Origin of the sequence: Phaeovulum sp. (assembly GCF_047638075.1) — a bacterium.
In the GTDB taxonomy this organism is placed as follows: Bacteria; Pseudomonadota; Alphaproteobacteria; order Rhodobacterales; family Rhodobacteraceae; genus UBA6197.
This window is the reverse complement of record NZ_JBLJBV010000036.1, coordinates 48,867-72,216: the sequence shown is the minus strand read 5'-3', so window position 1 is coordinate 72,216 and position 23,350 is coordinate 48,867. Positions and strand designations below refer to the sequence as shown.

General features: G+C 59.9%; 23 protein-coding genes. 15 read left to right on the top strand and 8 right to left on the bottom strand.

Annotated elements, in window-relative coordinates; all coding sequences use genetic code 11:
• Positions 1-523: 523 nt before the first annotated feature.
• Entirely contained in the window at positions 524-1,138 is a 615-nt protein-coding gene (locus ACM62R_RS05585) for a transposase (protein ID WP_415183072.1), read from the bottom strand.
• 107 nt (positions 1,139-1,245) lie between these two features.
• Complete coding sequence (locus tag ACM62R_RS05580) at positions 1,246-1,491, bottom strand: sulfurtransferase TusA family protein (protein WP_415183071.1); 246 nt, start codon at positions 1,489-1,491, stop codon at positions 1,246-1,248.
• 92 nt (positions 1,492-1,583) lie between these two features.
• Between ACM62R_RS05580 and ACM62R_RS05575 the strand changes: the two genes are divergently transcribed.
• Entirely contained in the window at positions 1,584-2,327 is a 744-nt protein-coding gene (locus tag ACM62R_RS05575; RefSeq protein WP_415183070.1) for a cytochrome c biogenesis CcdA family protein, read from the top strand.
• Between the two features lie 41 nt (positions 2,328-2,368).
• Here the strand turns inward: ACM62R_RS05575 and ACM62R_RS05570 are convergent, their stop codons facing one another.
• On the bottom strand, positions 2,369-2,932 hold the full coding sequence (locus tag ACM62R_RS05570; RefSeq protein WP_415183069.1) for a nucleotidyltransferase family protein: 564 nt from the start codon (positions 2,930-2,932) through the stop codon (positions 2,369-2,371).
• Positions 2,933-3,021: 89 nt separating this feature from the next.
• Positions 3,022-3,783: an IclR family transcriptional regulator gene (locus ACM62R_RS05565; RefSeq protein ID WP_415183068.1), complete on the bottom strand. Its 762-nt coding sequence runs from the start codon at positions 3,781-3,783 to the stop codon at positions 3,022-3,024.
• A 479-nt stretch (positions 3,784-4,262) separates the two neighbouring features.
• Here ACM62R_RS05565 and ACM62R_RS05560 point away from each other — a divergent pair, with 479 nt between their 5' ends.
• The 8 genes from ACM62R_RS05560 (at position 4,263) to ACM62R_RS05525 (ending at position 12,280) form a co-directional block, all read left to right on the top strand.
• Positions 4,263-5,045: an SDR family NAD(P)-dependent oxidoreductase gene (locus ACM62R_RS05560; RefSeq protein ID WP_415183067.1), complete on the top strand. Its 783-nt coding sequence runs from the start codon at positions 4,263-4,265 to the stop codon at positions 5,043-5,045.
• Positions 5,046-5,158: 113 nt separating this feature from the next.
• Positions 5,159-5,542, top strand: coding sequence for a hypothetical protein (locus tag ACM62R_RS05555; RefSeq protein ID WP_415183066.1), 384 nt, complete (start codon positions 5,159-5,161; stop codon positions 5,540-5,542).
• A gap of 21 nt (positions 5,543-5,563) precedes the next feature.
• On the top strand, positions 5,564-6,436 hold the full coding sequence (locus ACM62R_RS05550; RefSeq protein WP_415183065.1) for an FAD binding domain-containing protein: 873 nt from the start codon (positions 5,564-5,566) through the stop codon (positions 6,434-6,436).
• A gap of 2 nt (positions 6,437-6,438) precedes the next feature.
• Complete coding sequence (locus ACM62R_RS05545; RefSeq protein WP_415183064.1) at positions 6,439-6,927, top strand: (2Fe-2S)-binding protein; 489 nt, start codon at positions 6,439-6,441, stop codon at positions 6,925-6,927.
• Positions 6,924-9,239 (top strand): xanthine dehydrogenase family protein molybdopterin-binding subunit, encoded by a 2,316-nt coding sequence (locus ACM62R_RS05540; RefSeq protein WP_415183063.1) that lies wholly within the window; start codon positions 6,924-6,926, stop codon positions 9,237-9,239. The genes ACM62R_RS05545 and ACM62R_RS05540 overlap by 4 nt, the downstream gene beginning before the upstream one ends.
• A 286-nt stretch (positions 9,240-9,525) precedes the next feature.
• Positions 9,526-10,473, top strand: a complete 948-nt coding sequence (locus ACM62R_RS05535) for an XdhC family protein (protein ID WP_415183062.1) — start codon at positions 9,526-9,528, stop codon at positions 10,471-10,473.
• 146 nt (positions 10,474-10,619) lie between these two features.
• The gene (locus ACM62R_RS05530; protein WP_415183061.1) at positions 10,620-11,003 is read left to right on the top strand and encodes a nuclear transport factor 2 family protein; all 384 of its coding nucleotides are present in this window, start codon (positions 10,620-10,622) and stop codon (positions 11,001-11,003) included.
• Between the two features lie 11 nt (positions 11,004-11,014).
• Positions 11,015-12,280 carry an aminotransferase class III-fold pyridoxal phosphate-dependent enzyme gene (locus tag ACM62R_RS05525; RefSeq protein ID WP_415183060.1) on the top strand — a complete coding sequence of 422 codons (1,266 nt, stop codon included), beginning with the start codon at positions 11,015-11,017 and terminating at the stop codon, positions 12,278-12,280.
• Between the two features lie 143 nt (positions 12,281-12,423).
• On the opposite strand, the gene ettA is transcribed toward ACM62R_RS05525, so the two are convergent.
• The 3 genes from ettA to ACM62R_RS05510 form a co-directional block, all read right to left on the bottom strand.
• Complete coding sequence (ettA, locus tag ACM62R_RS05520; RefSeq protein WP_415183059.1) at positions 12,424-14,079, bottom strand: energy-dependent translational throttle protein EttA; 1,656 nt, start codon at positions 14,077-14,079, stop codon at positions 12,424-12,426.
• 77 nt (positions 14,080-14,156) lie between these two features.
• Positions 14,157-15,545 (bottom strand): 30S ribosomal protein S12 methylthiotransferase RimO, encoded by a 1,389-nt coding sequence (rimO, locus tag ACM62R_RS05515; RefSeq protein WP_415183058.1) that lies wholly within the window; start codon positions 15,543-15,545, stop codon positions 14,157-14,159.
• Positions 15,546-15,640: 95 nt separating this feature from the next.
• A complete protein-coding gene (locus tag ACM62R_RS05510) occupies positions 15,641-16,270 on the bottom strand; it encodes a GcrA family cell cycle regulator (protein ID WP_415183057.1) in 630 nt (209 codons plus the stop codon).
• 140 nt (positions 16,271-16,410) lie between these two features.
• Here ACM62R_RS05510 and ACM62R_RS05505 point away from each other — a divergent pair, with 140 nt between their 5' ends.
• From ACM62R_RS05505 to argF, 3 genes are all read left to right on the top strand, one after another.
• Positions 16,411-17,232, top strand: coding sequence for an ABC transporter permease (locus tag ACM62R_RS05505; protein WP_415183056.1), 822 nt, complete (start codon positions 16,411-16,413; stop codon positions 17,230-17,232).
• A 199-nt stretch (positions 17,233-17,431) separates the two neighbouring features.
• A complete protein-coding gene (locus ACM62R_RS05500) occupies positions 17,432-18,613 on the top strand; it encodes an aspartate aminotransferase family protein (RefSeq protein WP_415183055.1) in 1,182 nt (393 codons plus the stop codon).
• Between the two features lie 222 nt (positions 18,614-18,835).
• Positions 18,836-19,762 (top strand): ornithine carbamoyltransferase, encoded by a 927-nt coding sequence (argF, locus tag ACM62R_RS05495; RefSeq protein WP_415183054.1) that lies wholly within the window; start codon positions 18,836-18,838, stop codon positions 19,760-19,762.
• Between the two features lie 299 nt (positions 19,763-20,061).
• Here argF and ACM62R_RS05490 read toward each other — a convergent pair whose 3' ends face one another.
• The gene (locus ACM62R_RS05490; RefSeq protein ID WP_415183053.1) at positions 20,062-21,492 is read right to left on the bottom strand and encodes a diguanylate cyclase; all 1,431 of its coding nucleotides are present in this window, start codon (positions 21,490-21,492) and stop codon (positions 20,062-20,064) included.
• 64 nt (positions 21,493-21,556) lie between these two features.
• On the opposite strand from ACM62R_RS05490, the gene ACM62R_RS05485 reads away from it, so the two are divergent.
• From ACM62R_RS05485 to ACM62R_RS05475, 3 genes are all read left to right on the top strand, one after another.
• Entirely contained in the window at positions 21,557-21,838 is a 282-nt protein-coding gene (locus ACM62R_RS05485) for a DUF3572 domain-containing protein (RefSeq protein ID WP_415183052.1), read from the top strand.
• 55 nt (positions 21,839-21,893) lie between these two features.
• Positions 21,894-22,607 carry an HAD family hydrolase gene (locus ACM62R_RS05480; protein ID WP_415183051.1) on the top strand — a complete coding sequence of 238 codons (714 nt, stop codon included), beginning with the start codon at positions 21,894-21,896 and terminating at the stop codon, positions 22,605-22,607.
• Positions 22,608-22,761: 154 nt separating this feature from the next.
• Positions 22,762-23,349: a heme NO-binding domain-containing protein gene (locus ACM62R_RS05475; protein ID WP_415183050.1), complete on the top strand. Its 588-nt coding sequence runs from the start codon at positions 22,762-22,764 to the stop codon at positions 23,347-23,349.
• Position 23,350: the final 1 nt, after the last annotated feature.

The window sequence follows — 23,350 nt, the reverse complement described above, 5'->3', positions numbered from 1 at the left end:
CAGGGTCCGATCAGTTTCGGGCCGGGTGTCGCGTCCGTGGAATTTCATTGGTCCCTCTGATCTTTGGCGGGGCTTCTTGAGCAATTAGGATCATGCATTGCTGGACCAAAGCCGGAGACAGCCGTACTGCGATCTTGCCCGCTACGCAGATCTAATGATATCTGCGGGCGCCATTCCCGCCAAGCGCACCTCCAACTACCGGATGTAGCCATTTTGGGTTTTTCGTGGCCGGTCCGCAGAAGGGCTTGATGAATCTTTTGTAGCCAGCGTGGAGCGAGTTCACGTTCTGAATGTGACAGCAGCCTGAGGCCACGCGCGTGTCTGGCTTGCTCCCGACCACAAAGTGTTCGGGGCCGCGTGCTGCTGCGAGGTCCTTTTAGCCGTTGCCCCCGTCCGAGCAGAGCACGGCGTCCCCCGGAACCAGGGGCTGCATCGCGCGCTCCACCGTCACGCTTTTGCGGTTCGGTAACCGCCGGAAGAGGTGAGAGCCACCACGGTCAGCGACAGTGAGAATGGGGAGTTGTCACTTTGAGAGACCCCGCATCATCTTCAGTCCTTGGGTCGTGTAGTCCTCCCATCGGGGCCGTGGCGGCTTCACGACTTTCCGCGGACTGGCGAAGTGTCGAACCCATTCCCGCGAGCCCTTGCGCGACTCCCGCTGGTATGTCTCGTCAGCCTCGATGATCCCCGAAAAGCTCGTCGTCCCGCCGTTCTCGATGATCGAGAATACCAGCATCCGCCAGCGCCAGACGGTGTATTTGTTGAGCCCCAGGTGGCGTGCGAGCTTCCGCACCGACTGCGGTGCGGATGTGCCCAGCATATCCCTCAGCGCCACCATAAACAGGTCAGGACGATGGATGCGGCCGATGGCGTTCCCTGTCCGGCCTGAATAAGTCTTCTGGCAGCCACTGCACCGATAGCGCTGGACCTTGGTCCGTGTGCGCCCCCACTTCTGGCGCCGCTCGTCGCCGCAGAATGGGCACTTGTGTTCTTGGTTTGTCCGTGCTTCGATCTCCGAGATCGCCTCGGCCTTTCGACAAAGATCCCGGATCTTCATTCGGGTGTCCTCGATCTGTGTCGGGTTCAGCTCGTCAAGGGCATCGAGAAAACGGCGAAAGTCGTGATGTAGCAAGGGCATCCTCCGCTGGAAAGGCGGGGTAAGATAGGCCCTTTCTGGTTAAGGCGAAGCGAACCAACACGGTTTGCGGACACCCCCTTCAATTATTGCCAAGATGGACGGAATGCTTAACCGCCATGCCGGATGGTGAATACCTTGATCTGACCCTCTTCACGCGCCTCAAGTAGCTCATGGCCGGTTTCGGCGCAAAAATGCGGCACGTCGACCCAGGCTGCCCCGTCAGTTGCCCGCAGCCTTACAACAGCCCCGGGCGCGAGCCCCATCAGCACCTTGCGCAGGCGCAAAACCGGCAACGGGCAAAGCAATCCCAATGCGTCTATGTCGGTGGCATTATCGTCTGTTTTATCAATCATTACGCCGCCGTATCCAATACGAGACGATTTGTCCACGCGCTTGTGACCAAGGGCCCGGTGACGGCGCTGCAAGGATCGGCTAAACATGCGGAATGTTTGGAATTGATCTTATTGACGCCGCCTTCCTGCCCGCTGCTTCGGTAGCGCTATTGGCGGGGCTTTTGTCGTTCCTCAGCCCCTGTGTGCTGCCAATCGTGCCGCCCTATCTGGCCTATATGGGGGGCGTCAGCATGGGCGATCTGCGCGAAGGACGCAAAAGTGCTGTGCTGCCCGCGCTGTTCTTCGTGCTGGGCCTGTCGACGGTATTTCTGTTCATGGGGTTTGCCGCCTCGGCTTTTGGGCGGTTTTTTCTGCAAAATCAGGAACTGTTCAGTAAGATATCGGGCGTCGTCGTGATTGGGCTGGGGCTACATTTTCTGGGGCTTTACCGGATTCCGATTCTGGACCGCGAGGCGCGGCTGGACGCGGGTGATCAGGGTGGAACGGCGCTGGGGGCCTATGTGCTGGGTCTGGCGTTTGCCTTTGGCTGGACCCCTTGCATTGGCCCGCAGCTGGGGATGATCCTGTCAATTGCCGCATCGGGCGGCGATATGGCGCGCGGTACGGCCCTTTTGGCGATATATGCGGCGGGACTTGGTGTTCCGTTCCTGCTGGCGGCCTTTTTTATTCAGCGCTCGATTGGGCTGATGAACCGTCTCAAACGCCATATGAGGCTGATTGAGCGGATCATGGGGGGGCTGCTGGTTGTGGTAGGATTTGCGCTTCTGACGGGCGCCTTCTCGGCGTTCAGCTTTTGGCTGCTGGAAACGTTTCCTGGGCTGGCCGTACTGGGCTAGCTGTTATTTCGGGGGGTGATCCGATGGATCCTTGCCGTCAATCAGCCGTCGCCCTGTCTTGCCTGATCCAGATCGGCGCGGGTGTCAATGTCTTGCGCCTCTGCGGCGGTCAGGGGGATCAGGGCAGTTTCGGGTAGCGCGCGAAGCGTCGCACGCGCGCCCTGATCGGCCTTGTCCGAAAGGGCGGTCTGCCAATCGGCGGGCAGTAGCAGTGCGGGGGGCATGCGGGCACCTTCAAACTGACAGGCCCCGCTTTGCGCGCCGTCCAGCAGGCGCTGCAAGGTTGCAACCCGCAGCCCCGGCATGTCGCCAAGTGCGATTAGTAATCGTTGGGCGCCCAAGGTCTCGGCGTGGCGACAGGCCGCCCGGAAAGAAACCGACATCTCCTGTCCCGGTGCGATGCGCACCACGTCAAACGCGGCCGGCAGCGCGGCTGCTACGGATTCTGATGAGACGATCGCCGCGAGATGGTCGCACCCCGCCTGTGCCATCAGGGCCGCCGATGCCCCAACCAACACCCCCCCCCGCCAGGGGGCAAGGAGCTTGTCCTCGACCCCGAAACGGCGCGATGCCCCTGCCGCCAACAAGACGCCGAGTGTTTTCATGCCATTTCCCCCCCATAGAAAGCGCCGTTTCCACGCATCAGCTTTCAGTAAAGATTACCGCGCGGGCGCCACGCATGCATTTGGCCGGATCAATGCAAAGCCTGCTGAATCTTGGCTGCAAGGATCCTGCCGGCACGGTGCAGGCTGGCGGTGATCTGCGCGGCTGATTTGGTTTCCATGCGCGGCGTCAGCCCCGATATTCCGATGGCATATTTCACCTTGCCGTCCGAGTCCTGCACAGGCACTGCAAAACTCAGCACACCGGGATCCAGCTCACTGTCGCAGATTGCCACGCCCTGCGTCCGTACATTCTGCAGTTGTTGCAGGATTTTCTGCGGATCAGTTGTTGTGGCGTCGGTGTACTTTACCAAAGGCTGACCAAGAATCTGATGAATGAAATCCGGATCCTGATGCGCCAGGATGGCCTTGGCCGAGGCCGTGGCATGCATCGGCATCGCCCGACCGGGCTGCACATAGGCCCCTGCCGTATCGTCGGGCACGGCGGTTGCGATGGACTCGACGACCATTCCGTTCAACTGCGTCAGGTAGGCGGTTTCCGAAAACTCCCGCACCAATTCGTGTAGCTCGGGCTCTACCATGGCAATCACCGAAGGGGGCGCGACCGCGAGCATGCAGATACGCAGCATCCGTGCGCCAAGCACATAGCTTTTGCTGTTGAGCTGCCGGTCGACAAGCCCCACTTCGCATAGCGCGTTGACAAGCCGATGCGCGCTGCTTGCCTGAATTCCGACAGCCTGCGCGATTTCCGTCAGGGTGATTCCCTTGGGGCAGGAAACCAGCACCTCCAGGATGCGCGCGTAACGGGCGAGCGGTGTTGATGTCTGTGTCATTGGGACCTGCGCTTCCGATATACGGAATTGATATACCAAAGATCCAAATTCGACAAACCTTTATTACCTCAAGCAATCTTGTGCCTGTTGTCGGGGGGATTTTGACCATAACGCCCGAATATTACGCGTTATTCGCATTATTGACTGTTTCAATAGGTTTTATGGGTGAGCCTGGATTGGGGGCGGCCGCCGCATATTCTTAAAATTTCTCTTGACGGAACATAATATCTCCAGCAAAGTTTCTATAACCGAAACAAAATTTCGATTAACGGAAAAATGAACAAAGCCATCCACCCCTTACTTTTTCGCAACCGCTACGTTGGGCCGTATCGCCCTGCTGATGCGACGGTGCATGGCGGTGTGGAGCGCGTCACGCATCCGGCCCGGGCCGGGTAGCAAATCACGCCGAAAGCGGCGGCAGCGATGCGCCCGAAATATAGCAAATCCACGAAATCAACACGGATCAGAGGAGAGACCAAATGAAACTAGCTGGAATGAAGGCCATCGTTACCGGTGCTGCCAAAGGTATGGGGGCCGACATCACCACGACGCTGGCGCGTGAGGGTGCCGATCTGGTGCTGACCGCGCGTGATACCGCAGCGCTGGAAGAAGTGGCTGAAAAGGTCCGTGCCATGGGCCGCAAGGCCCATGTGGTTGCCTGCGATGTGATCGAGGAGGATCAAGTCGCCGCGATGGTCGCAAAGGCGCTTGAGGTCTTTGATGGCCGTATCGACATTCTGGTTAACGTCGCGGGTGTGACCGGCCCGATCGAAACGCCGGTGCAAGACATCAAGGTTGATGATTTTGACTACGTCATCATCGCCAATGAACGCGGCACCTTTTTGCCCATCAAGCACGTCGTGCCGACCATGATTGCCCAGAAATCGGGCAAGATTGTCAATATCAGCGGCACCTCTGGCCTGCGCGGCTATCCGATGCGGACGTCCTACAGCGCCTCGAAATGGGCGGTACGCGGCATCACCCGGACCGTCGCGCTGGAGCTTGGGCCCCACAACATCAACGTCAACGCCGTTTGCCCGGGCATCGTCGAGACACCGCGGATGATGAAACTTTGTGCCGGCAAGGCCAAGGTGCGCGGCTGGACCGTTGAGCAGGTCTACGAAGAGTATGTGCAGGACATGGCGCTGAAGCGGGTTACCACGGGCCAGGATATCGCCAATACGGTGCTGTTCCTGACCACCGATGACGCGCGCCAGATCACTGGTCAGCATATCGCAGTTGACGGCGGCTGGGACGTCTAATCATGGCACGCGGCATGATCACCAAAGTGGCAGGCTTGACGGTCCCGCAGGACCTTTCAAGGCGGGTGCACTGCGTTGATCATGCCGCGGCGACTACAGCCCCCGGTCGCGCCTTGTCCGTTATTTGGCGCGATGCCTTGCCTGTTGGGCGTGGCCGGATCCTGACCCATATCGTGGCGCGACGGCGCCGCGATGCTGCGTTCCTGGCCGCAAGCAAAACCCCCGACAGCGAAAAATCGCAGGCGGTTGGGGCGAGGGTTGCGGCCCGTTTCAAACGTCATGCCGGCATTACCGACAAGCTGCGGGGCGACAGCATCCACATGGGCAAGGGGCCGATACCCATTATCCCTCATGAGGCGGTTGGCGGTGCTGCCTGGATCATCCCTTGGACCCCTTCGCAGGTAACTGTTCTGCGCGGTGCCATCAGGCGGCCCCGAACAAACCTCGCGGCTGTAGCCGGTCATTACAAAGTAAAGTGCATTACCGCACGCATCTGAACACAAACGAAGGACGAAACCATGTACGGCGAATTCGATCTGAGTATTCCTGAGACATTGCAGGAAGCCGTTGCAGCGCTGAGTTCGTCTGGAAAGCGTGCGGTGCCGCTTTCTGGTGGAACAAACGTGCTTCTTGATATCCGCTCGCAAAAACTCGCCCCCGATCTTCTTGTCGGGTTGGGGAGTGTCGCGGGCCTTCGCGGCATTTCGGTTGGTGACGGTCGGATGACCCTTGGCGGGCAAACGACAATCAGCGACCTGCTTGCCTCGGCTGAAATCGCGGACAAGGCGCCAGCGTTGCTGCAAGCGGCACGGGTTTTCGCGGGTCAGATGGTCCGCAACGCGGCAACGGTCGCGGGCAATATCGCGTGCGGTTCACCCGCAGCCGACCTGGTGCCGCCGCTGCTTTCGCTGGATGCCGAAGTTGATCTGACGGGCAAGGATGGCACGCGGCGCGTCGCGCTGGCGGATTTCTATACCGGCTACAAAACCGATCAGCGCAAGCCCGATGAGCTGATTACAGCCGTTTCCTGGCCAGAGCCAGCGGCAGGTACTTTCGGCAGCTTTTACAAATTGGCCCGGCGTCACGGTGACGCCATCACGGTGAATGGCGTCGCGGTCAGCATTACCCTTCAGGACGGTCGCTGCACCCGCGCGCGCATTGCGCTGGGGTCTGTTGGGCCGGTTCCGATGCGTGCGCGCAAGGCCGAAGCCCTTTTGGAAGGCCAGGCGCTGACGCAAGACAAGATTGCCGCCGCAGCCTCGGCCGCTGCTGCGGAATGCAGCCCCATTGATGACGTCCGTGCCACCGGCGCGTACCGGCGCCAGATGGTCGGCGTTCTGGTGGCACGGCTGGTCAACATGGCCATTCAGCCAAAAGATCAGGAGAATTGAAGATGAGCACGAATAAAGAAGTTACGCTTCGGATCAATGGCAAGGATGAGGCGGCCAACATCCCGCCCCACCGCACGCTTTTGGAAGCATTGCGCGGGCTTGGCCATGCCGATGTCAAATGCGGCTGCGAAAAGGGCGACTGTGGAGCCTGCGCCGTTCTGATCGACGGTGAGGCGGTCGATAGCTGTCTGACGCTTGCCCACACTGTTGCGGGCCGCGAGATCACAACCTTGCACGGGCTTGGCACCGCCGATAACCCGCACCCGCTGCAACAAAGCTTTTCAGAGCTGGGTGCGTCGCAATGCGGGTTCTGCACGCCCGGGATGATCATCGCCTCCGAGTCGCTGCTGCGCAAAAACCCCAATCCGAGCGACGAAGACCTGCGCATCGCCCTGAGTGGCAATCTGTGCCGCTGCACGGGCTATGTGAAAATCTTTGAGGCCGTCAATGCCGCAGCCGCAGTCATGCGCAATACGGGAGAAAAGCAATGACCGCTTTTGACAAAAATGCGAACCAACCGAACCTTGCCTACACCCAAATCGGCAAACCCCTGACGCGCACGGATTCGCCTGGTAAAGTGGCAGGCAAAACGCCCTATGCCGGCGATTATGTGTTGCCCGGCATGCTGCACGCCAAAGTGGTGCGTGCCGATATCGCCAGCGCCCGGCTGGTCAAGCTTGACGTATCCCGGGCGCGGGCTTTGCCGGGTGTTGTGTGCGTGTTGACCGCCGAAGACATGCCCGAGCGGACCATCGCAACCGACATCCCCGGCCAAACCGGCCGCGCCCGGCTGAAAACCGATCAGCAAATCCTGGTCAAGGAAAGGGTCCGCTATTATGGCGAGCCGTTGGCGCTGATTGCTGCGGAAACCGCAGATATCGCGGAACAGGCCCGACGCCTGGTCAGCGTCACGCTAGAGCCGATCCCGGGCGTCTATGACCCAGATGAGGCGATGAAGCCCGGCGCACCCTTGGTGCAAGGCACCGATAACATCGTGGCCACCCACAAAATCCGCAAAGGCGATGTCGACGCAGGTTTTGCAGAGGCAGACGTGATCGTCGAGAATACCTTCCGCACACCTTTTCAGGAACATGCCTTTCTGGAGCCAGAGGTGGGCCTTTCCTGGATTGATGAGAACGACGTCATCACCATCCGCGTTTGCACCCAGGTGATTGAGCATTTTCGCGCGGTCGCAGATGCCATCGGTGTGCCGCACAACAAGGTGCGGGTCATGGGGGCCATGGTCGGCGGCGGCTTTGGCGGCAAAGAAGATGTTACCGTTGAAACCTATCTCGCCATCCTTGCGCAAAAGACGCTTCGGCCGGTGCGGTTGGAGTTCAGCCGCGAAGATTCTTTCGTTGGGCATGGCAAGCGTCACCCATTCCGGCTGAAATACCGGACCGGTGTCACCAAGGCCGGTAAGATCACGGCGCTTGATGTGCAAATTGTCGCAGATGCGGGCGCCTATGTTTATCTTAGCCCCTATGTGCTGCTTTACGGCGCGGTCAATGCACCGGGGCCTTACCGTATCGACAACCTCAACGTCTTTGCCCAGGCGGTGGCCACGAACAACATGTTCACCTCGGCCTTCCGCGGTTTTGGCGGTATTCAGGCGGCTGCCGCCTATGAACAGCAGATGGATGAGGTCGCCAAGGCGATTGGCATGGACCGGATTGAGTTTCGCCGCCAGAACTACCTGCAAACCGGCGATCCGATTTCGACCGGCTTTGTGCCTCCAAGCGCGATCTGGACCGAGAAATGCGCCGATCTTGCCTGGCAGGCACTGGGCGAGCCAACCGCGTCGAAAGGCCCGATCAAGATTGGTCGGGGTGTTGCGGCCTATCAGCAAAGCTATGGCCGGCTGACCTTTTTGCACGATACGTCTGAATGCTGGGTTGGCATCGAGATGGACGGCTCGGTTACGGTGCGCTCTGGCGTTACTGATATCGGCGCTGGTCAGACCTCGTCGCTGGCGCAGATCGCCGCTGAGATCCTTGGTGTGACGCTACCAGATGTAACGGTCTACAACTCGGACTCTCAGGTCACGCCGCTGGCGGGCACGACGACAGCTTCGCGGGCGCTTTATATGACCGGTAATGCCGCACGGCTGGCGGCCGAAGGCGTGCGTGAACGCCTGGTGGGCGTGGCCGCAGAGCTTCTTGAGGTGGACCCGGCGCAAATCAGGCTAGAGTTCAACCGGGCTTTCGTTGCCGATAACGCTGACCGCGGCATGAGCATCGCTGATCTGGTCAAGATCTGCGGCACGCGCGGCGTCCACCGTTCAGAGCTTGCGATTTTCCGGGCGCCCTTCACCGACGTTCTGGACCCGGAAACGGGGCAGGGGCAGGCGCATCCTGACTATACCTATGGTGCCATGGCGATGGAGGTTGCCGTTGACACCGAAACCGGCGAGGTGCGGATCCTGAAATGTATTGCGGCCCATGATGTGGGGCAATGTATCAACCGTGCCGCTGTTGACGGCCAGATCCATGGCGGGATCCAGAATGGGCTGGGCTACGCGCTGACCGAAGAGATGATCTACAAGGAAGGCAAACTGGTGACGCCATCCTTTAGCGAATATCTGATGCTGACAGCGATGGATATGCCGCCGATTGAGACGATCATCCTTGAATCGCACAGCGGCATTGGGCCCTTCGGTGCCAAAGGTATTGGAGAGCCGGGGATGACACCGGCCGCCCCGGCCGTCGCCAATGCGATCGCGGACGCCATCGGGACCAGGGTTTTCGAAATGCCGATCACCCCCGAACGGATCGTTCGTGCCCTGAACGCAGCCAACGCATAGCTTTTTGCCATGGCTATCGCCCGCAGATGACAAGGAAAGGGGGTACTGGTGAGAATCGGATTTTTGATTGGATCCAGCCCCCTGACTGTAATCTGGGCCAGTGACCCTGAGGGAAAATTTCAGGCTTGGTCCTCGGGCACTATTGAACAGCGCGGGGGAGGGTGTCTTGCCCCCCCCGCTTCGGACGGCGCGAAACGTCAGGACGTGCGCCAGCGTCGATAGCGTCGTGTGAATGAATGATGGAAATGGCAGCCTTGCGACTGTCTTTTCAACCGGGAAGTTCGTGATGAATAAGATGCGCCTTGCCCAAGGACTGTATTCAGATCCGATTGATGCCTTGCTTGCACAGGAAGGTGATGCGGTGCTGGCCGTGATTGTTGCGGTCGAAGGCCCGTCCTACCGCCCACTTGGCGCTGTGATGACAATCTTGAAGGACAAGCAGCGTATCGGCACCCTGTCTTCGGGGTGCATCGAAGAGGATATAGCGCTGCATGCCATGGCGGCCCTTGAGGCCGGACATCCGACAAAAGTACGATATGGCCGTGGTTCACCCTTTATGGATATCAAGCTGCCCTGTGGCGGCGGTCTTGAGATTTTGTTGTTGCCGCGCCCGGACCGTAAGGTTCTGGGCCGTCTGGCTGCGCAGCGCGCTGCCCGAGAACCGGCCACGCTTGTCATTGCGCCGCAAAGCGGTGCGTTGACGCTGCGCGATCAGGGTGAAACCGGGGTATGCGACACAATGTTCAATGTGCGCTTTCTGCCCGACATCCGGTTTCTCGTTTTCGGCAAAGGCCCCGAGGCGGGAACATTTGCCGCGCTGGTTCAATCTGCGGGATATCCCAACATTCTGCTGTCGCATGATCCCGAAACCCTGGAACATGGCACGCAGATGGGGTGCGACACATATCTTTTGCACACGCCCGAATTCCCCGCAGAGGTTGCGGTCGATCCGCGAACGGCAATCGTTCTTTTCTTTCATGATCACGATTGGGAACCACCGATCCTGGCGGGGGCGTTGTTGCACCCGGCTTTTTACATCGGTGCACAGGGTAGCCGTATGGCCAGAGATACCCGGATCCGCGATCTGAAGGCGATGGGCGTCAACGACGACGCCTTGGCGCAATTGCGGGGACCGATTGGATTGCTACCCTCATCCCGGGATGCGCGCACGCTGGCGATTTCTGTCTTGGCCGAGGTCCTGGCCGTGATGAATGCTGACACGGCGGCAGCGTGATGACAGCAGCGGCCCGGGCCTTCGGGTCAAAAGGGGAAGCCGATGAATAGTTGATCTGCTGACCAAAACCCGACGCGTTCAATTTGAGAAAATAGCTGAGCCCGCCACACGACCAATTCCCGCTGACACATGAAAGGTTCCTGTAAATGAACGTTCAAGATCACACCGCCATCGCAGAGCTGGCGCAAACCTATTTCGACGCCCTTTATGAGGGGGATGCCGCCAAGTTTGAGGCGATTTTCCATGCCGATGGCTACCTCCACAGCAACGGCGGTAATGCCTATGCCCACATGGACGTCCCCACCTATCTGAATGTCGTGCGCAACCGCGAGGCTCCGGCGGCCCGCGGTGAGGCCCGTGCGGATGAAGTGCTTGGCATTTCGTTTCTCTCGCCAACGCTTGCCATTCTCACCACGCGTGAGGTCTTTTTGCCAAAGCTGTTCACCGATGTTCTGGTGGTGGTGAAATTCGGTGACGATTGGAAAATCGTCTCGAAGGCCTGGGATTTCACGATGATTGATCAGAAATAAGGAGAAATGAAATGAACATCGAAAGTGAATTCAAGACCAGTTCAGAGGTTCTTGATGCCTATATCGCCCGTTCGTGGCGGTCCAATGCCGAACGCCAGCGCGCCAAGGGGGCAGAGTTCGTTATTGGCAAGCGTGACGGCGTCTACATGTGGGATCTTGAGGGCAAACATCATCTGATTGACTGCGGGATCGGTGGCGGCGTTCATTCGCTGGGGCATCGCCACCCTGCGGTTGTCGAGGCGCTGCGCAAGGCATTGGATGATGGTCGCGACACCGGGTTATGGTCTGTGCCCAACGTGCCCTATCTGCGGTTGCAAGATAAATTGGCCGAACTTTCGCCGTCACCCGAATTGACGCATAGCGTCATGACGCTGTGTTCGACTCTTTCGATCGATGTCGCGACGATGTTCGCATTCCGCTTTACGGGGCGGTCAAAAATTCTTGCCTATCGTCACGGGTATCACGGGCATTCCGGCTTTGCCGCGATGATCACCGGATCGGCCGACGAAGGGGTGATCGACCATTACAACCTGCCGGGCAGCAATACAAAATTCTTTGAAACTTATGGCGACCTTGACGAAATCGCTGAGAAGATGACGCCGGACATTGCTGCCATCGTCTTTGAGCCGATGGACTATGAGACGTTCAATTTTGCCTCACGCGAGTTTCTGGATGGTGTGACCCGTCTTTGCCGCGAGCGTGGAACGCTGTTCATCATTGATGAAACCCGCACCGGCATCAGCCGCACCGGCAAGCTATGGGCCAGCGAACATTATGATCTGCGTCCCGACATGCTTGTCACCGGAAAGGGGCTTTCGGGGGGGATCTACCCGGTCAGTGCGCTGCTGATGCGCGAAGCGATCTATGAAAAGTGCATGAACGAGCACAAGTTTTCCTATATTTCCAGTCTGGGCGGAAACGAGATCAGCTGCCTGGTCGCGCTGGCCGTGCTAGATGTGGCAAGCCAACCGGCGATGCTGGAACATGTCAATGAGGTGTCGGGTTATATGGCCTCGGCATTTGAGGCGGTCGGCAAGGATTATCCAGACATCATTGGCCCGGTCACGGCATTGGGTTGCGTGCATTCAGTTACGGTTCGCAATCGTGACCTGGCGCGCAAACTTTATGCCAACCTTTACCGGCACGGCGTTCTATGCCATTCGGTCAGTGAAATTGAGCCGCCATCGCTCAAGTTTTTCACCCCCATCGTCATCAAGAAAAGCGAATGTGATGAGATTGTTACCGCATTGCGCGGGGCGATCGGTGATCTGGAATAACGGGAACGGCTGGGCCATCCCCGCAGCCCGGCATAAATCTCATGCCGGGCCGCAGTTTCAGGATTGCACGGGATTTGTGTAGATCTGTCGCAAGACGTTCTGCCAAAAGACGCCGGGTGCAGTATTGCCCCCGGCGTTTTCGATCAGCGCGTAAATTTCTTGTGTTTCACGCGGGTTGGTTCAACCGAATCCGGGCCAAGGCGGCGGATCTTGTCTTCCTCATAGGCTTCGAAGTTGCCCTCGAACCATTCGACATGCGCGTCGCCCTCAAAGGCCAGAATATGCGTGCAGAGCCGGTCAAGGAAGAACCGGTCGTGGCTGATGATTACCGCGCAACCGGCAAAATCGTCGATCGCCGCTTCCAGCGCTTGCAGCGTTTCCACGTCAAGGTCGTTGGTCGGTTCGTCCAGCAGCAGCACGTTGCCGTTCGAGCGCAGAAGTTTCGCCATATGCACACGGTTGCGTTCACCGCCCGACAACAGCCCCACCTTCTTTTGCTGATCGCCACCCTTGAAGTTGAACGCCCCGCAATAGGCACGGCTGTTCATCTCAAAGTCGCCCAGATGGATTACCTCAAGCCCTTCGGAAACTTCTTCCCAGACCGTCTTGTTCGGGTCCAGCGCGTCACGCGACTGATCAACATAAGACATCTGCACCGTATCCCCGATGGTCACGGTGCCTTCGTCGGGCTGTTCCTGCCCGGTGATCATCTTGAACAGCGTCGATTTGCCGGCGCCGTTCGGACCGATCACGCCCACAATACCGCCGGGCGGGATGCTGAACGACAGGTTTTCGATCAACAGCTTGTCGCCCATGTGCTTTTTAAGGCCCTCAACCTCGATCACCTTGCCGCCCAGCCGTTCGCCGTTCGGAATGATGATCTGCGCCGACGATACCCTTTCGCGCACAGATTGATCGGCCAGATCGTTATATTTGCTGATCCGGGCTTTTTGCTTGGCCTGACGGGCCTTGGCCCCGGCGCGAATCCACTCCAGCTCTTTTTGCAGAACCTTCTGCTTGGCCTTGTCCTCGCGCGCTTCTTGCAGCATCCGCTTGGCCTTTTGCTCCAGCCAGGCGGAATAGTTGCCCTCGTAGGGAATGCCGCGGCCGCGGTCCAGTTCCAGAATCCAGCTGGTGATTTCATCCAGAAAGTAGCGGTCGTGGGTGACAATCAGGATCGTGCCTTCATAGGCCATCAGGTGCTGTTGCAGCCAGGCGATGGATTCCGCATCGAGGTGGTTGGTCGGTTCGTCCAACAGCAGCATATCGGGCGCTTCCAGCAGCAGTTTGCACAGCGCGACCCGGCGCCGCTCACCGCCCGAAAGGGTCTCTACATCGGCGTCGTCGGCGGGGCAGCGCAGGGCCTCCATCGCGACATCGACCTGACTATCCAGATCCCAAAGGTTCTTGGCGTCGATCACGTCCTGAAGCGCGGCCATCTCATCGGCCGTCTCATCGGAATAGTTCATCGCCAGTTCATTGTAGCGATCCAGAATCGCCTGCTTTTCCGCGACGCCCAGCATCACGTTGCCGCGCACATCAAGCGTCGGGTCCAACGCCGGCTCTTGTGGCAGGTAGCCAACCTTGGCGCCTTTTGCGGCCCAGGCTTCGCCCTGAAAATCCTTGTCCATCCCCGCCATGATCCGCAACAGCGTCGATTTACCCGACCCGTTGACGCCCACAACCCCGATCTTCACCCCCGGAAGAAAGTTCAGACGGATGTTTTCAAAGCACTTCTTACCCCCCGGATAGGTCTTGGAGACGCCATCCATGTGATAAACATACTGATACGAGGCCATGGTCATGCTCCTGCCGGGTGGGATTGTTGGTCGCTATGTAAGGGGTATGGCGGGTAAGTAAAAGGGGGGGGCAGCGCTCAGGCCAGTTGCCCCCAGAGGTCGTATTCGCCCGCCTCTTCCACCGTCACCGTGACAATATCGCCGGGGGCCAGCGCCGCGAACCCCTCGTCAATGAAAAGGTTGCCGTCAATTTCCGGCGCATCGGCCTTGGTGCGGCAGGTCGCGCCCTCATCATCGACGGTATCCACGATGACCTGCATCACCTGCCCGACCTTGGCGGCCAGCTTTGCCTCGGAAATCGCCTGCGCGCGCGCCATGAAACGGTCCCAGCGGTCCTGCTTAACCTCTTCGGGTACATGATCGGGCAGCGCGTTGCTGCGGGCGCCGGCGACGTTTTCATACTGAAAACAACCCACCCGGTCCAATTGCGCCTCATCAAGCCAATCCAGAAGCGTCTGGAACTCGGCTTCCGTTTCGCCCGGATACCCGACGATAAAGGTCGACCGCAGGGTGATGTCGGGGCATTGCGCGCGCCAGGCAGCAATCTCGTCCAGCGTTTTCGCCGCAGCCGCAGGCCGCGCCATCCGGCGCAGCACATCCGGGTGCGCATGCTGAAACGGAATGTCCAGATAGGGCAATATCCCCGAATCCGGGTCCGCCATCAGCGGGATCAGGTCGCGCACATGCGGGTAGGGGTAGACGTAATGCAGCCGCACCCAGGCACCCAGCTGGCCCATTTCGCGCGCAAGATCAGTGATATGGCTGCGCACCTCGCCCCCTTTCCAGGGGTTAAGGTCATGCTTGCGGTCCAGCCCATAGGCGCTGGTATCCTGCGAGATTACCAAAAGCTCGCGCACCCCCGCCTCGACCAGCTTTTCCGCCTCGCGCAGCACTGCATGGGCTGGCCGGCTGACCAGACGGCCGCGCATATCGGGGATGATGCAGAACTTGCACGCGTGGTTGCACCCTTCCGAGATTTTCACATAGCTGTAATGGCGTGGCGTCAGGCTGACCCCAGTGGCGGGCAGCAAATCCACGAACGGGTCGGGCGAGGGCGGCACCGCCCCATGAACGGCATCCAGAACCTGCTCATACTGATGCGGCCCGGTCACCGCCAGCACCGACGGATGAACCCCGGTAATATACTCCGGCTCGGCGCCCAGACAGCCGGTCACGATCACCCGCCCGTTTTCGGCCAATGCCTCGCCAATCGCCTCAAGGCTTTCCGCCTTGGCGCTGTCCAGAAACCCGCAGGTGTTGACGATGACCGCATCCGCGCCCGCATAATCGGGGCTGATCGCATAGCCCTCGGCCCGTAGGCGGGTCAATATCCGCTCCGAATCGACCAAGGCCTTCGGGCAGCCCAGGCTGACCATCCCGATTGTCGGCTGCCCATCGCGCCGCACACCGTCAAACTGCGGTTTCGGCGCCAGATCGGGGCGCAGGTTCGGGGGGTTCTGGCTCATCTTTGCCTTTCGAATTGAAAAGCGGGCCCAAAGGCGCCGCTTTCGTCGTGGTTGAAATATGCTGCGGGTCCGGGGGGGGTGCCCTGACCTCGCCCTCAGCGCCGGCGGTCGCGCCTTGCGCTCATCGGCTGGAAGGCCACGCTGACATGCGCCTCGCAATAGGGTTTGCCGGGCTGGCTGGGCAGGCCGCAAAACCAGAACTGTTCGGTCGCCGGGTCACCGATCGGCCATTTGCAGGTCCGCTCGGTCAGCTCCATCAGGCTGATCTTCATCGCCTTTTTCTCAACCTCGCGCACCGAGGCGAGCGTCTCGGGGCTGATTTCATTGGCCGAAGGCTGCGGCGGTAGCGGCTGGCCTGCGGGAATGATCTGCTTGCGCATCGGCACCACGACCGGGGTCGGCGCAGGCTCGGGGCGCGCGGCCTGGGGCACAGGTTTTGGCTCAGGCTTGGGCGTGGCCGCAGCCGCAGGGCGCGCCGTCGGCGCCTCGGGGGTGGCAGCCTCTTGCGGCGGTTCGGCCTGCGCGCGCACCGGTTTGGGTGCGGGCGCGGGGGTTGGCGTGGGTTCCGCCGCGCCGCTCACGCGGTTCGACAGGCCAAGGCGATGCACCTTGCCAATCACCGCATTGCGGGTGACACCGCCCAATTCCTTGGCGATCTGGCTGGCCGATTGGCCCTCCGCCCACATCTTTTTCAACGTCTCGACGCGTTCATCGGTCCAGGACATGATAGCCTTTCCGCATTTCGCCCCGGCATCGATCCGGGGTGAGGGGGTAATTTCGCTTGCCCCCTATTTTATTCGGGACGTGCCGAGATACAAGGACAGAGGGCCGAAATCAAGTCCAAGCCACACGGAAGGGCATCTAAATGAGCAATACCACGCATCACCAAACCGTGCGTCAAATGGGTGTGCGGCGCTTTGGCCGAATTAATTGGCTGGGCCTTGGCATGTTGTCGGCGCGCGAAATACGCCGCTTTCTTTCGGTCTGGCAGCAAACGGTTCTGGCGCCCCTGGCCACGGCGGCACTGTTTGTGACGGTATTCGCGCTTGCCTTCGGCAAAGGCCGTGCCGATGTGATGGGCCTGCCGTATCTCGCCTTTCTCGCCCCCGGCATCCTGATGATGTCGGTGATCCAGAACGCCTTTGCCAACACCTCGTCATCCATTGTTATCGCCAAAGTGCAGGGCAATATCGTCGATACGCTGATGCCGCCCCTCTCGGCGGCGGAACTGGTCATCGGCTATCTGGCAGGCTCGGTTGCGCGCGCGCTGATGGTGGCGGTTGCAATCGGGGCGGGCATGGCGCTGGTGCTGGGGCAGGGGCCCGCGCACCCGCTCTGGGCGCTGACATTCGTTCTTTTGGGCGCGTCCCTGCTGGGCGGTCTGGGCATATTGGCGGGGATCTGGGCCAACAAATTCGACCAGATGGCCATGATCACAAATTTCATTGTCACGCCGTTGTCTTTTCTGTCGGGCACCTTCTACTCTGTCGAGGTGCTCCCCCCGACCTTTCGGACCATCACCTACTGGAATCCAATCTTCTACCTGATCGACGGCGCGCGCTACGGGCTTGTCGGCGCATCCGATGCCTCGCCGTGGCAAGGGTTTGCCGTCACGATCTCCATCCTGGCGTTGGTTCTTTTGATGTGCTGGCGGCTGCTGAAATCCGGCGCCCGGATGAAACCCTGACCGATCCGGCCACCAGGCTTTTTTTTGGCCTAAATACTCATCAAAGATAGCCGCTCTTGGCCGGCTCAGGCACCTCGCACCCCCGGTGCACCCCGATCTTGCGTTAAAATATCAAAATCGTGCCACATCGCGCCGCAAATCGTTGACAGCCCTACCGGGCTTGTTGCACCCATTGGCCTTGCTTGCCGGAGTCCTTGCAATGATTGCTTCTGTTTTGCCGACCTACAACCGCGCCCCCCTGACCTTCATCCGGGGCCATGGCTCCTGGCTTGAGACCGAGGATGGCACTCGCTACCTTGACCTTGGCGCCGGCATTGCGGTGAATTCGCTGGGCCACGCCAACCCCGATCTGGTTGCGGCGCTGACGGAACAGGCGGGCAAGCTGTGGCATGTTTCGAACCTCTATCACATCGCGCAACAGGAAAAGCTGGCCGATCTGCTGGTTGAACACACCTTTGCCGACAGCGTGTTTTTTACCAATTCCGGCACTGAGGCCGCTGAACTTGCGGTCAAGATGGCCCGCAAATACTGGTTTGACCAAGGCGACCCCGAGCGCGTGGAAATCATTACCTTCGAAGGTGCGTTCCACGGCCGCTCTTCTGCCGCCATTGCCGCGGCCGGGTCTGAAAAAATGACCAAGGGTTTTGGCCCCCTGCTGCCCGGCTTTACCCATTTGAAATGGGGCGACCTCGAGGCTCTGCGCACCGCCCTGACCAACCGCACCGCCGCCGTCTGGGTCGAACCGGTGCAGGGCGAGGGCGGCATTCGCGCGCTGCCCGATCAATGCCTGAAAGGGTTGCGCGCGCTTTGCGATGAAACCGGCGCGCTCTTGATCCTTGATGAGGTCCAATGCGGCATGGGCCGCACGGGCCGGCTGTTTGCGCATGAATGGGCCGGGATCGCGCCCGATATCATGATGGTCGCCAAAGGTATCGGCGGCGGCTTTCCGTTGGGCGCGGTGCTGGCCACTGAACGCGTGGCGGCCTGCATGACCGTGGGCAGCCACGGCTCCACCTATGGCGGCAACCCCTTGGCTTGCGCCGTTGGGACGCGGGTGATGGAGATTGTCACCGACCCCGCCTTTCTGGCCGAGGTCAGCCGCAAATCCGCGCTGATGCGGCAAAAGCTGGAAGGTCTGGTCGCCGCACACCCCGACGTGTTCGAAGCCGTCCGGGGCATGGGCCTGATGCTGGGCCTCAAATGCAAATGCGCCCCCGTTGATATGGTCAACGCTGCCTATACCCAGCACCTTCTGACCGTGCCTGCCGCTGACAATGTGCTGCGGCTTCTGCCCGCACTGACCATTTCCGATGCTGAAATATCCGATGCCATCGCCCGGCTAGACCGTGCCGCAACCGACCTTGCCCGCAATGTTGCGTGACCAAAGGATCATGCCTCCGGCGCGGGCTTTCGGTAAGGATTGCGCGGTGCGCACCTGCCGACGATCAGGCCTTGCCCAATGCCATGCCAGCACCCATGCGCGCCATATACCAGCGCTGGTGATGTAACGCGCTTTGCCTGATCTTGTTGATGATGTTCACATATTTTCGGGTGAAGGGGGCGTGATCGTCCCCTTGCTCTGCCCTTACCGAAGGCCTGACAGATGAAACACTTTCTTGATATTCATACCACCGCCCCTGCTGACCTGCGCACCATGATCAATCAGGCCCGCGCGATGAAAGATGCGCGCAACGGCCAGCCCAAAGGCACCCCCGATGCCGATCAGCCGCTTGCGGATCGTATGGTTGCGCTGATCTTTGAAAAACCCTCGACCCGGACCCGCGTCTCGTTTGATGTGGGCGTGCGGCAGATGGGGGGGCAGACGATGGTGCTGTCGGGCAAGGAGATGCAACTGGGTCACGGCGAAACCATTGCCGATACCGCGCGTGTTCTGTCGCGCTATGTTGACCTGATCATGATCCGCACGTTTGAAGAGGCTACCTTGCAAGAGATGGCCGAGCACGCCTCTGTGCCGGTCATCAATGGGCTGACGAACCGTACCCACCCCTGCCAGATCATGGCCGATGTGATGACCTACGAAGAGCACCGCGGCCCGATCAGGGGTAAAAAGGTGGTCTGGTCGGGTGATGGCAACAACGTTTGTGCCAGCTTTCTGCATGCCGCCGGGCAATTCGGTTTTGATTTGACATTCACCGGGCCAAAAGCGCTGGACCCCGAGCCCGAGTGGCTTGATTTCGCGCGCTCGAAAGGGGTCAATGCGGTGATCGAACGTGACCCTGCCCGCGCGGTCGAGGGTGCCGATCTTGTGGTTACCGATACTTGGGTCTCGATGCATGATCCTGAGTCAGCCAAGGAACGGCGCCACAACCAATTGCGTGGCTATCAGGTCAATGAGGCGCTGATGGCCAAGGCAAAACCGGATGCCCTGTTCATGCATTGCCTGCCCGCGCACCGCAATGACGAAGCCACAAGCGCGGTTATGGATGGTCCGCATTCTGTCATTTTCGATGAGGCCGAAAACCGCCTGCACGCACAAAAGGCAATCATGCGCTGGTGCCTGGGGCGGTAAACCCGACCCTGTGCCAAGGGGCGTTTCGACATCTCATGATCGGGACGGCATTGCCAAGAAAACAGCTTTGGCAATTCTGGCGGAGGACAGTCTGGTTCATACCGGCGTGCCAGGCTTGCCACTACAGGACAGTCGGGCGCTCTGCCGTGCGTCGCGTTTTTGGCGCATGTGCTGAGCAGGGCGGTTTCCAGACGCCCTGCCGGTCTGCGGCATCATGACGATAGGGCGATATATCTGCCCGGTGATATTTCGCCCATTCCTCAGATGGGGCCATATCACCAGATCATTCAAGCGGAGATTCAGGCCGCAGTCGGGCTTTTGATAACAGCGACCTGGTTGCGGCCTTCGGCCTTGGCTTGCAGCAGGGCGCTATCGGCCTGTTGCAACAGGCTGTCCACCTCGGGCGTGCCGTCGGTGATACGGCTTATGGCCAGCCCGATCGACATGGTGACCCAAATATTGCCGCGGCCGGCTGGTAATTGCACCGGATGTTCGTTGACGGCCCGACAAAGACGTTCAGCTGCGATACGGGCGGCCGCTATTGTGGTTTCGGGCATGACGACAAGAAACTCCTCACCCCCGATACGGGCGACAAGGTCCATTTCACGAAGGTTATGGGTCAGACGGGCGGCCACCTCGATCAACACCGCATCGCCAGCCGCGTGCCCCCAGGTGTCATTGACCGTTTTGAATAGATCCAGATCCAGCGCCATGACGGCAAATTGCCGCCCCGTACTGCGTGCCTTATCGGCAATCCGCGCAAGATGGGGAAGCGCATAACGGCGATTGTAGAGGCCGGTAAGCGGGTCAGTCGCTGCCAGCCGCAAGCCATCGGCCACGCTGGCGCGCTGCCGATCGCGGGTGCGTTTGCGCGCCAATTGACTGCGAAGCCGCAAGGCGGCCTCTTCGGCCTGCACCGGCATGCCCAGATCCGCTGCAATCAGGTCGCTGGCACCCAGATCCAGCGCCATCGCAGCAGTTTCACGCTGACCCTGAGGCAGTGCAATGCAGATAACGGCGTGGCGCGTACCGGGTCGCGAGCGTAGTTCGGACATCAGCCGCAAGCCATCGCCCGGATGATTGATGTCAGCGGCAATGATGAAAGCATCAGGACGGTGAAGGCCCGCGGTATCCGTTAGCGCCTCATCACGGGACATGCTGGCGAACTGATTGCGCGGCAATTGCCGCGACAGCGCCATTTTCCAAGCCATCGTCGCCTCGCGGTTGGCGGCGACAAGGGCAATTTGGGCCGGGGGGGCAAAGCCTTGGGGCGGTTCGGCAAAGCCCATATCGCGGCAGGTGGATTCGCGCGCGCGCAATTCGGCGTCGGTTTCACGCGCGCGCAGCAGGCTGCGCAGCCGCGCAAGCAAGATCAATTCATCCAGCGGCTTAGGCAGAAAATCATCCGCACCCGCCCGCAACGCCGCAAGCCGTGCAGACCCGGTGCCAATGGCCGCAATCATGATCACCGGAATGGATTGCGTCACGGGATCTGCCTTCAGGAGTGCGCAGACATCGACGCCGTCCATATCCGGCAGTTGCATGTCCAGCACGATCAGATCCGGCCGTTCGCGCAGCGCAACACGCAGCGCGGCTTCGCCGGTGCTGGCCTGAACCGTGTCATAGCGCGCGCCGGAAAGTTTCACTTTCAGCACGATACGATTCGTCGCCACATCGTCCACGATCAGGATTTTTCCTGCCACGGTACCACGCGCTCCCTTTACTGCCACAGCTCTCACCGTCATCCTGCCTTCTAAATGGTTAACAAACCCTTTCTGATGGAGAGTCCGGATAATGATGCGGCAAGATATTGCGCAAACGGTAGCATTGCAGGCCTTGGGGTGGATGGCAGCGGATGATGAGGTGTTCGGCGCATTTTTGGGGGCTAGCGGCGCCACTGTGGCCGAGGTGCGCGCCCGTGCGGCGGACCCGGAGTTTCTGGCATCGGTGCTGGACTTTTTGTTGCTGCGCGATGATTGGGTGCTGGGATTTGCCGAAAGTGCCGCGATGGCCCCCGATCAACCCATGAGGGCACGCATGGCATTGGGCGGCGGGGATATGGCGAACTGGACCTGAGGCGCGTTGCGACAGCCCGCCCCATAACCCCGCATATTTACCCTAAGGAAAAATCATGCCCCCGATAAAGGGAATTTTGTTCGACAAGGACGGCACACTGTTCGACTTTACCGCAACATGGGGTAATTGGGCGCATGATGTGCTGATGGAATTGGCCGAGGGCCGGGTGGAGGGCGCTGTCCGGCTTGGGGCCGCTATCGGCTATGTTTTTCCGCAATCGGGCCAGCCGGGGTTCTTTCTTCCCCATAGCCCTGTCATCGCAAGCACGTCTGAGGTGATCGCGGCATATCTTTTGCCCTATTTGCGCGGATGGACGGCTGATCGTCTGATTGGTTGGATGAATATTCGTGCAGAAGATGTACCGTTGGTTCAGGCGGTGCCGCTACGGCCGCTACTGGCGGGGTTGCGGGCGCAGGGGGTGCGTCTGGGGTTGGCCACCAACGATTCCGAAACGCCGGCGCGCAGGCATTTAGCGCAGGCGGGGGTCGCTGATCTGTTCGATTTTGTTGCCGGATATGACAGCGGGCACGGCGCAAAACCAGAACCCGGGCAATTGCTGGCCTTTGCGAAAGCAATGGATATTTCCCCTGCGGCTGTGGCGATGGTTGGCGACAGCCGCCATGATTTGGCGGCGGGTCACGCTGCGGGAATGGTGGCGTTGGGGGTGCTGACCGGCCCCGCCACTGCCGAAGATCTGACGCCGTTTGCTGATTTTATCTTGCCCGATATCGGGACACTCCCAGAGTGGTTGGCAGCGCAAAACCGCTGACTGCGCGTTCTCGGGCACTATATTAGGTGGGCCCCTTGGCGAGGGCATGGCGCCTTAACAGGGCCCGGATCGCGCCTGCATTGTCCTTCGCAGCTATTGGCAGTTTCTTAACTGACAGGGTCTAGGGTGAAGGTTGTCTTTGAGGGTGGCTTAAATGCACGGTCTTATAAACCGTTCGATCCAGTGTTTTCTGCGCGAAACCTACGGCACGGCATTGTGGGCCGATGTTGCCGCGACCGCCGAGCTGGGAACAGACGGGTTTGAGGCGATGTTGCACTATGATGATGCCGTGACCGAAGCTGTTCTGGCAGCAGCCGCCAGCAGGTTGGATAAGGCGCGCGTGGCGCTGCTGGAAGATCTGGGGTCGTTTCTGGTTACCCATGAACCCCTGCGCCGTTTGCTGCGCTTTGGTGGGATTGACTACGCTGATTTTCTGATGTCGCTGGATGAATTACAGGGCAGGGGGCTGTTGGCGTTGCCGGATCTTGATCTGCCCGCCCTAACCTTGTGGGTCCATTCGGGCGGCCGTTTCACTTTGACGATAAGGGGTAATCTGAAGGGTTGGGGCGCCATCGCCACGGGCCTGCTACGGGCGGTGGCGGATGATTACGGCGCGTTGGCCACGATCGAGCCTTTGCCTGATGTGCAGGGACAGGAACGATTGTCGATCGAACTTCATGAAGGGCGCTTTGCCGAAGGGCGAAGGTTTGAGTTGGCACAACCAGAGAGGAGGGCAGAGTGAA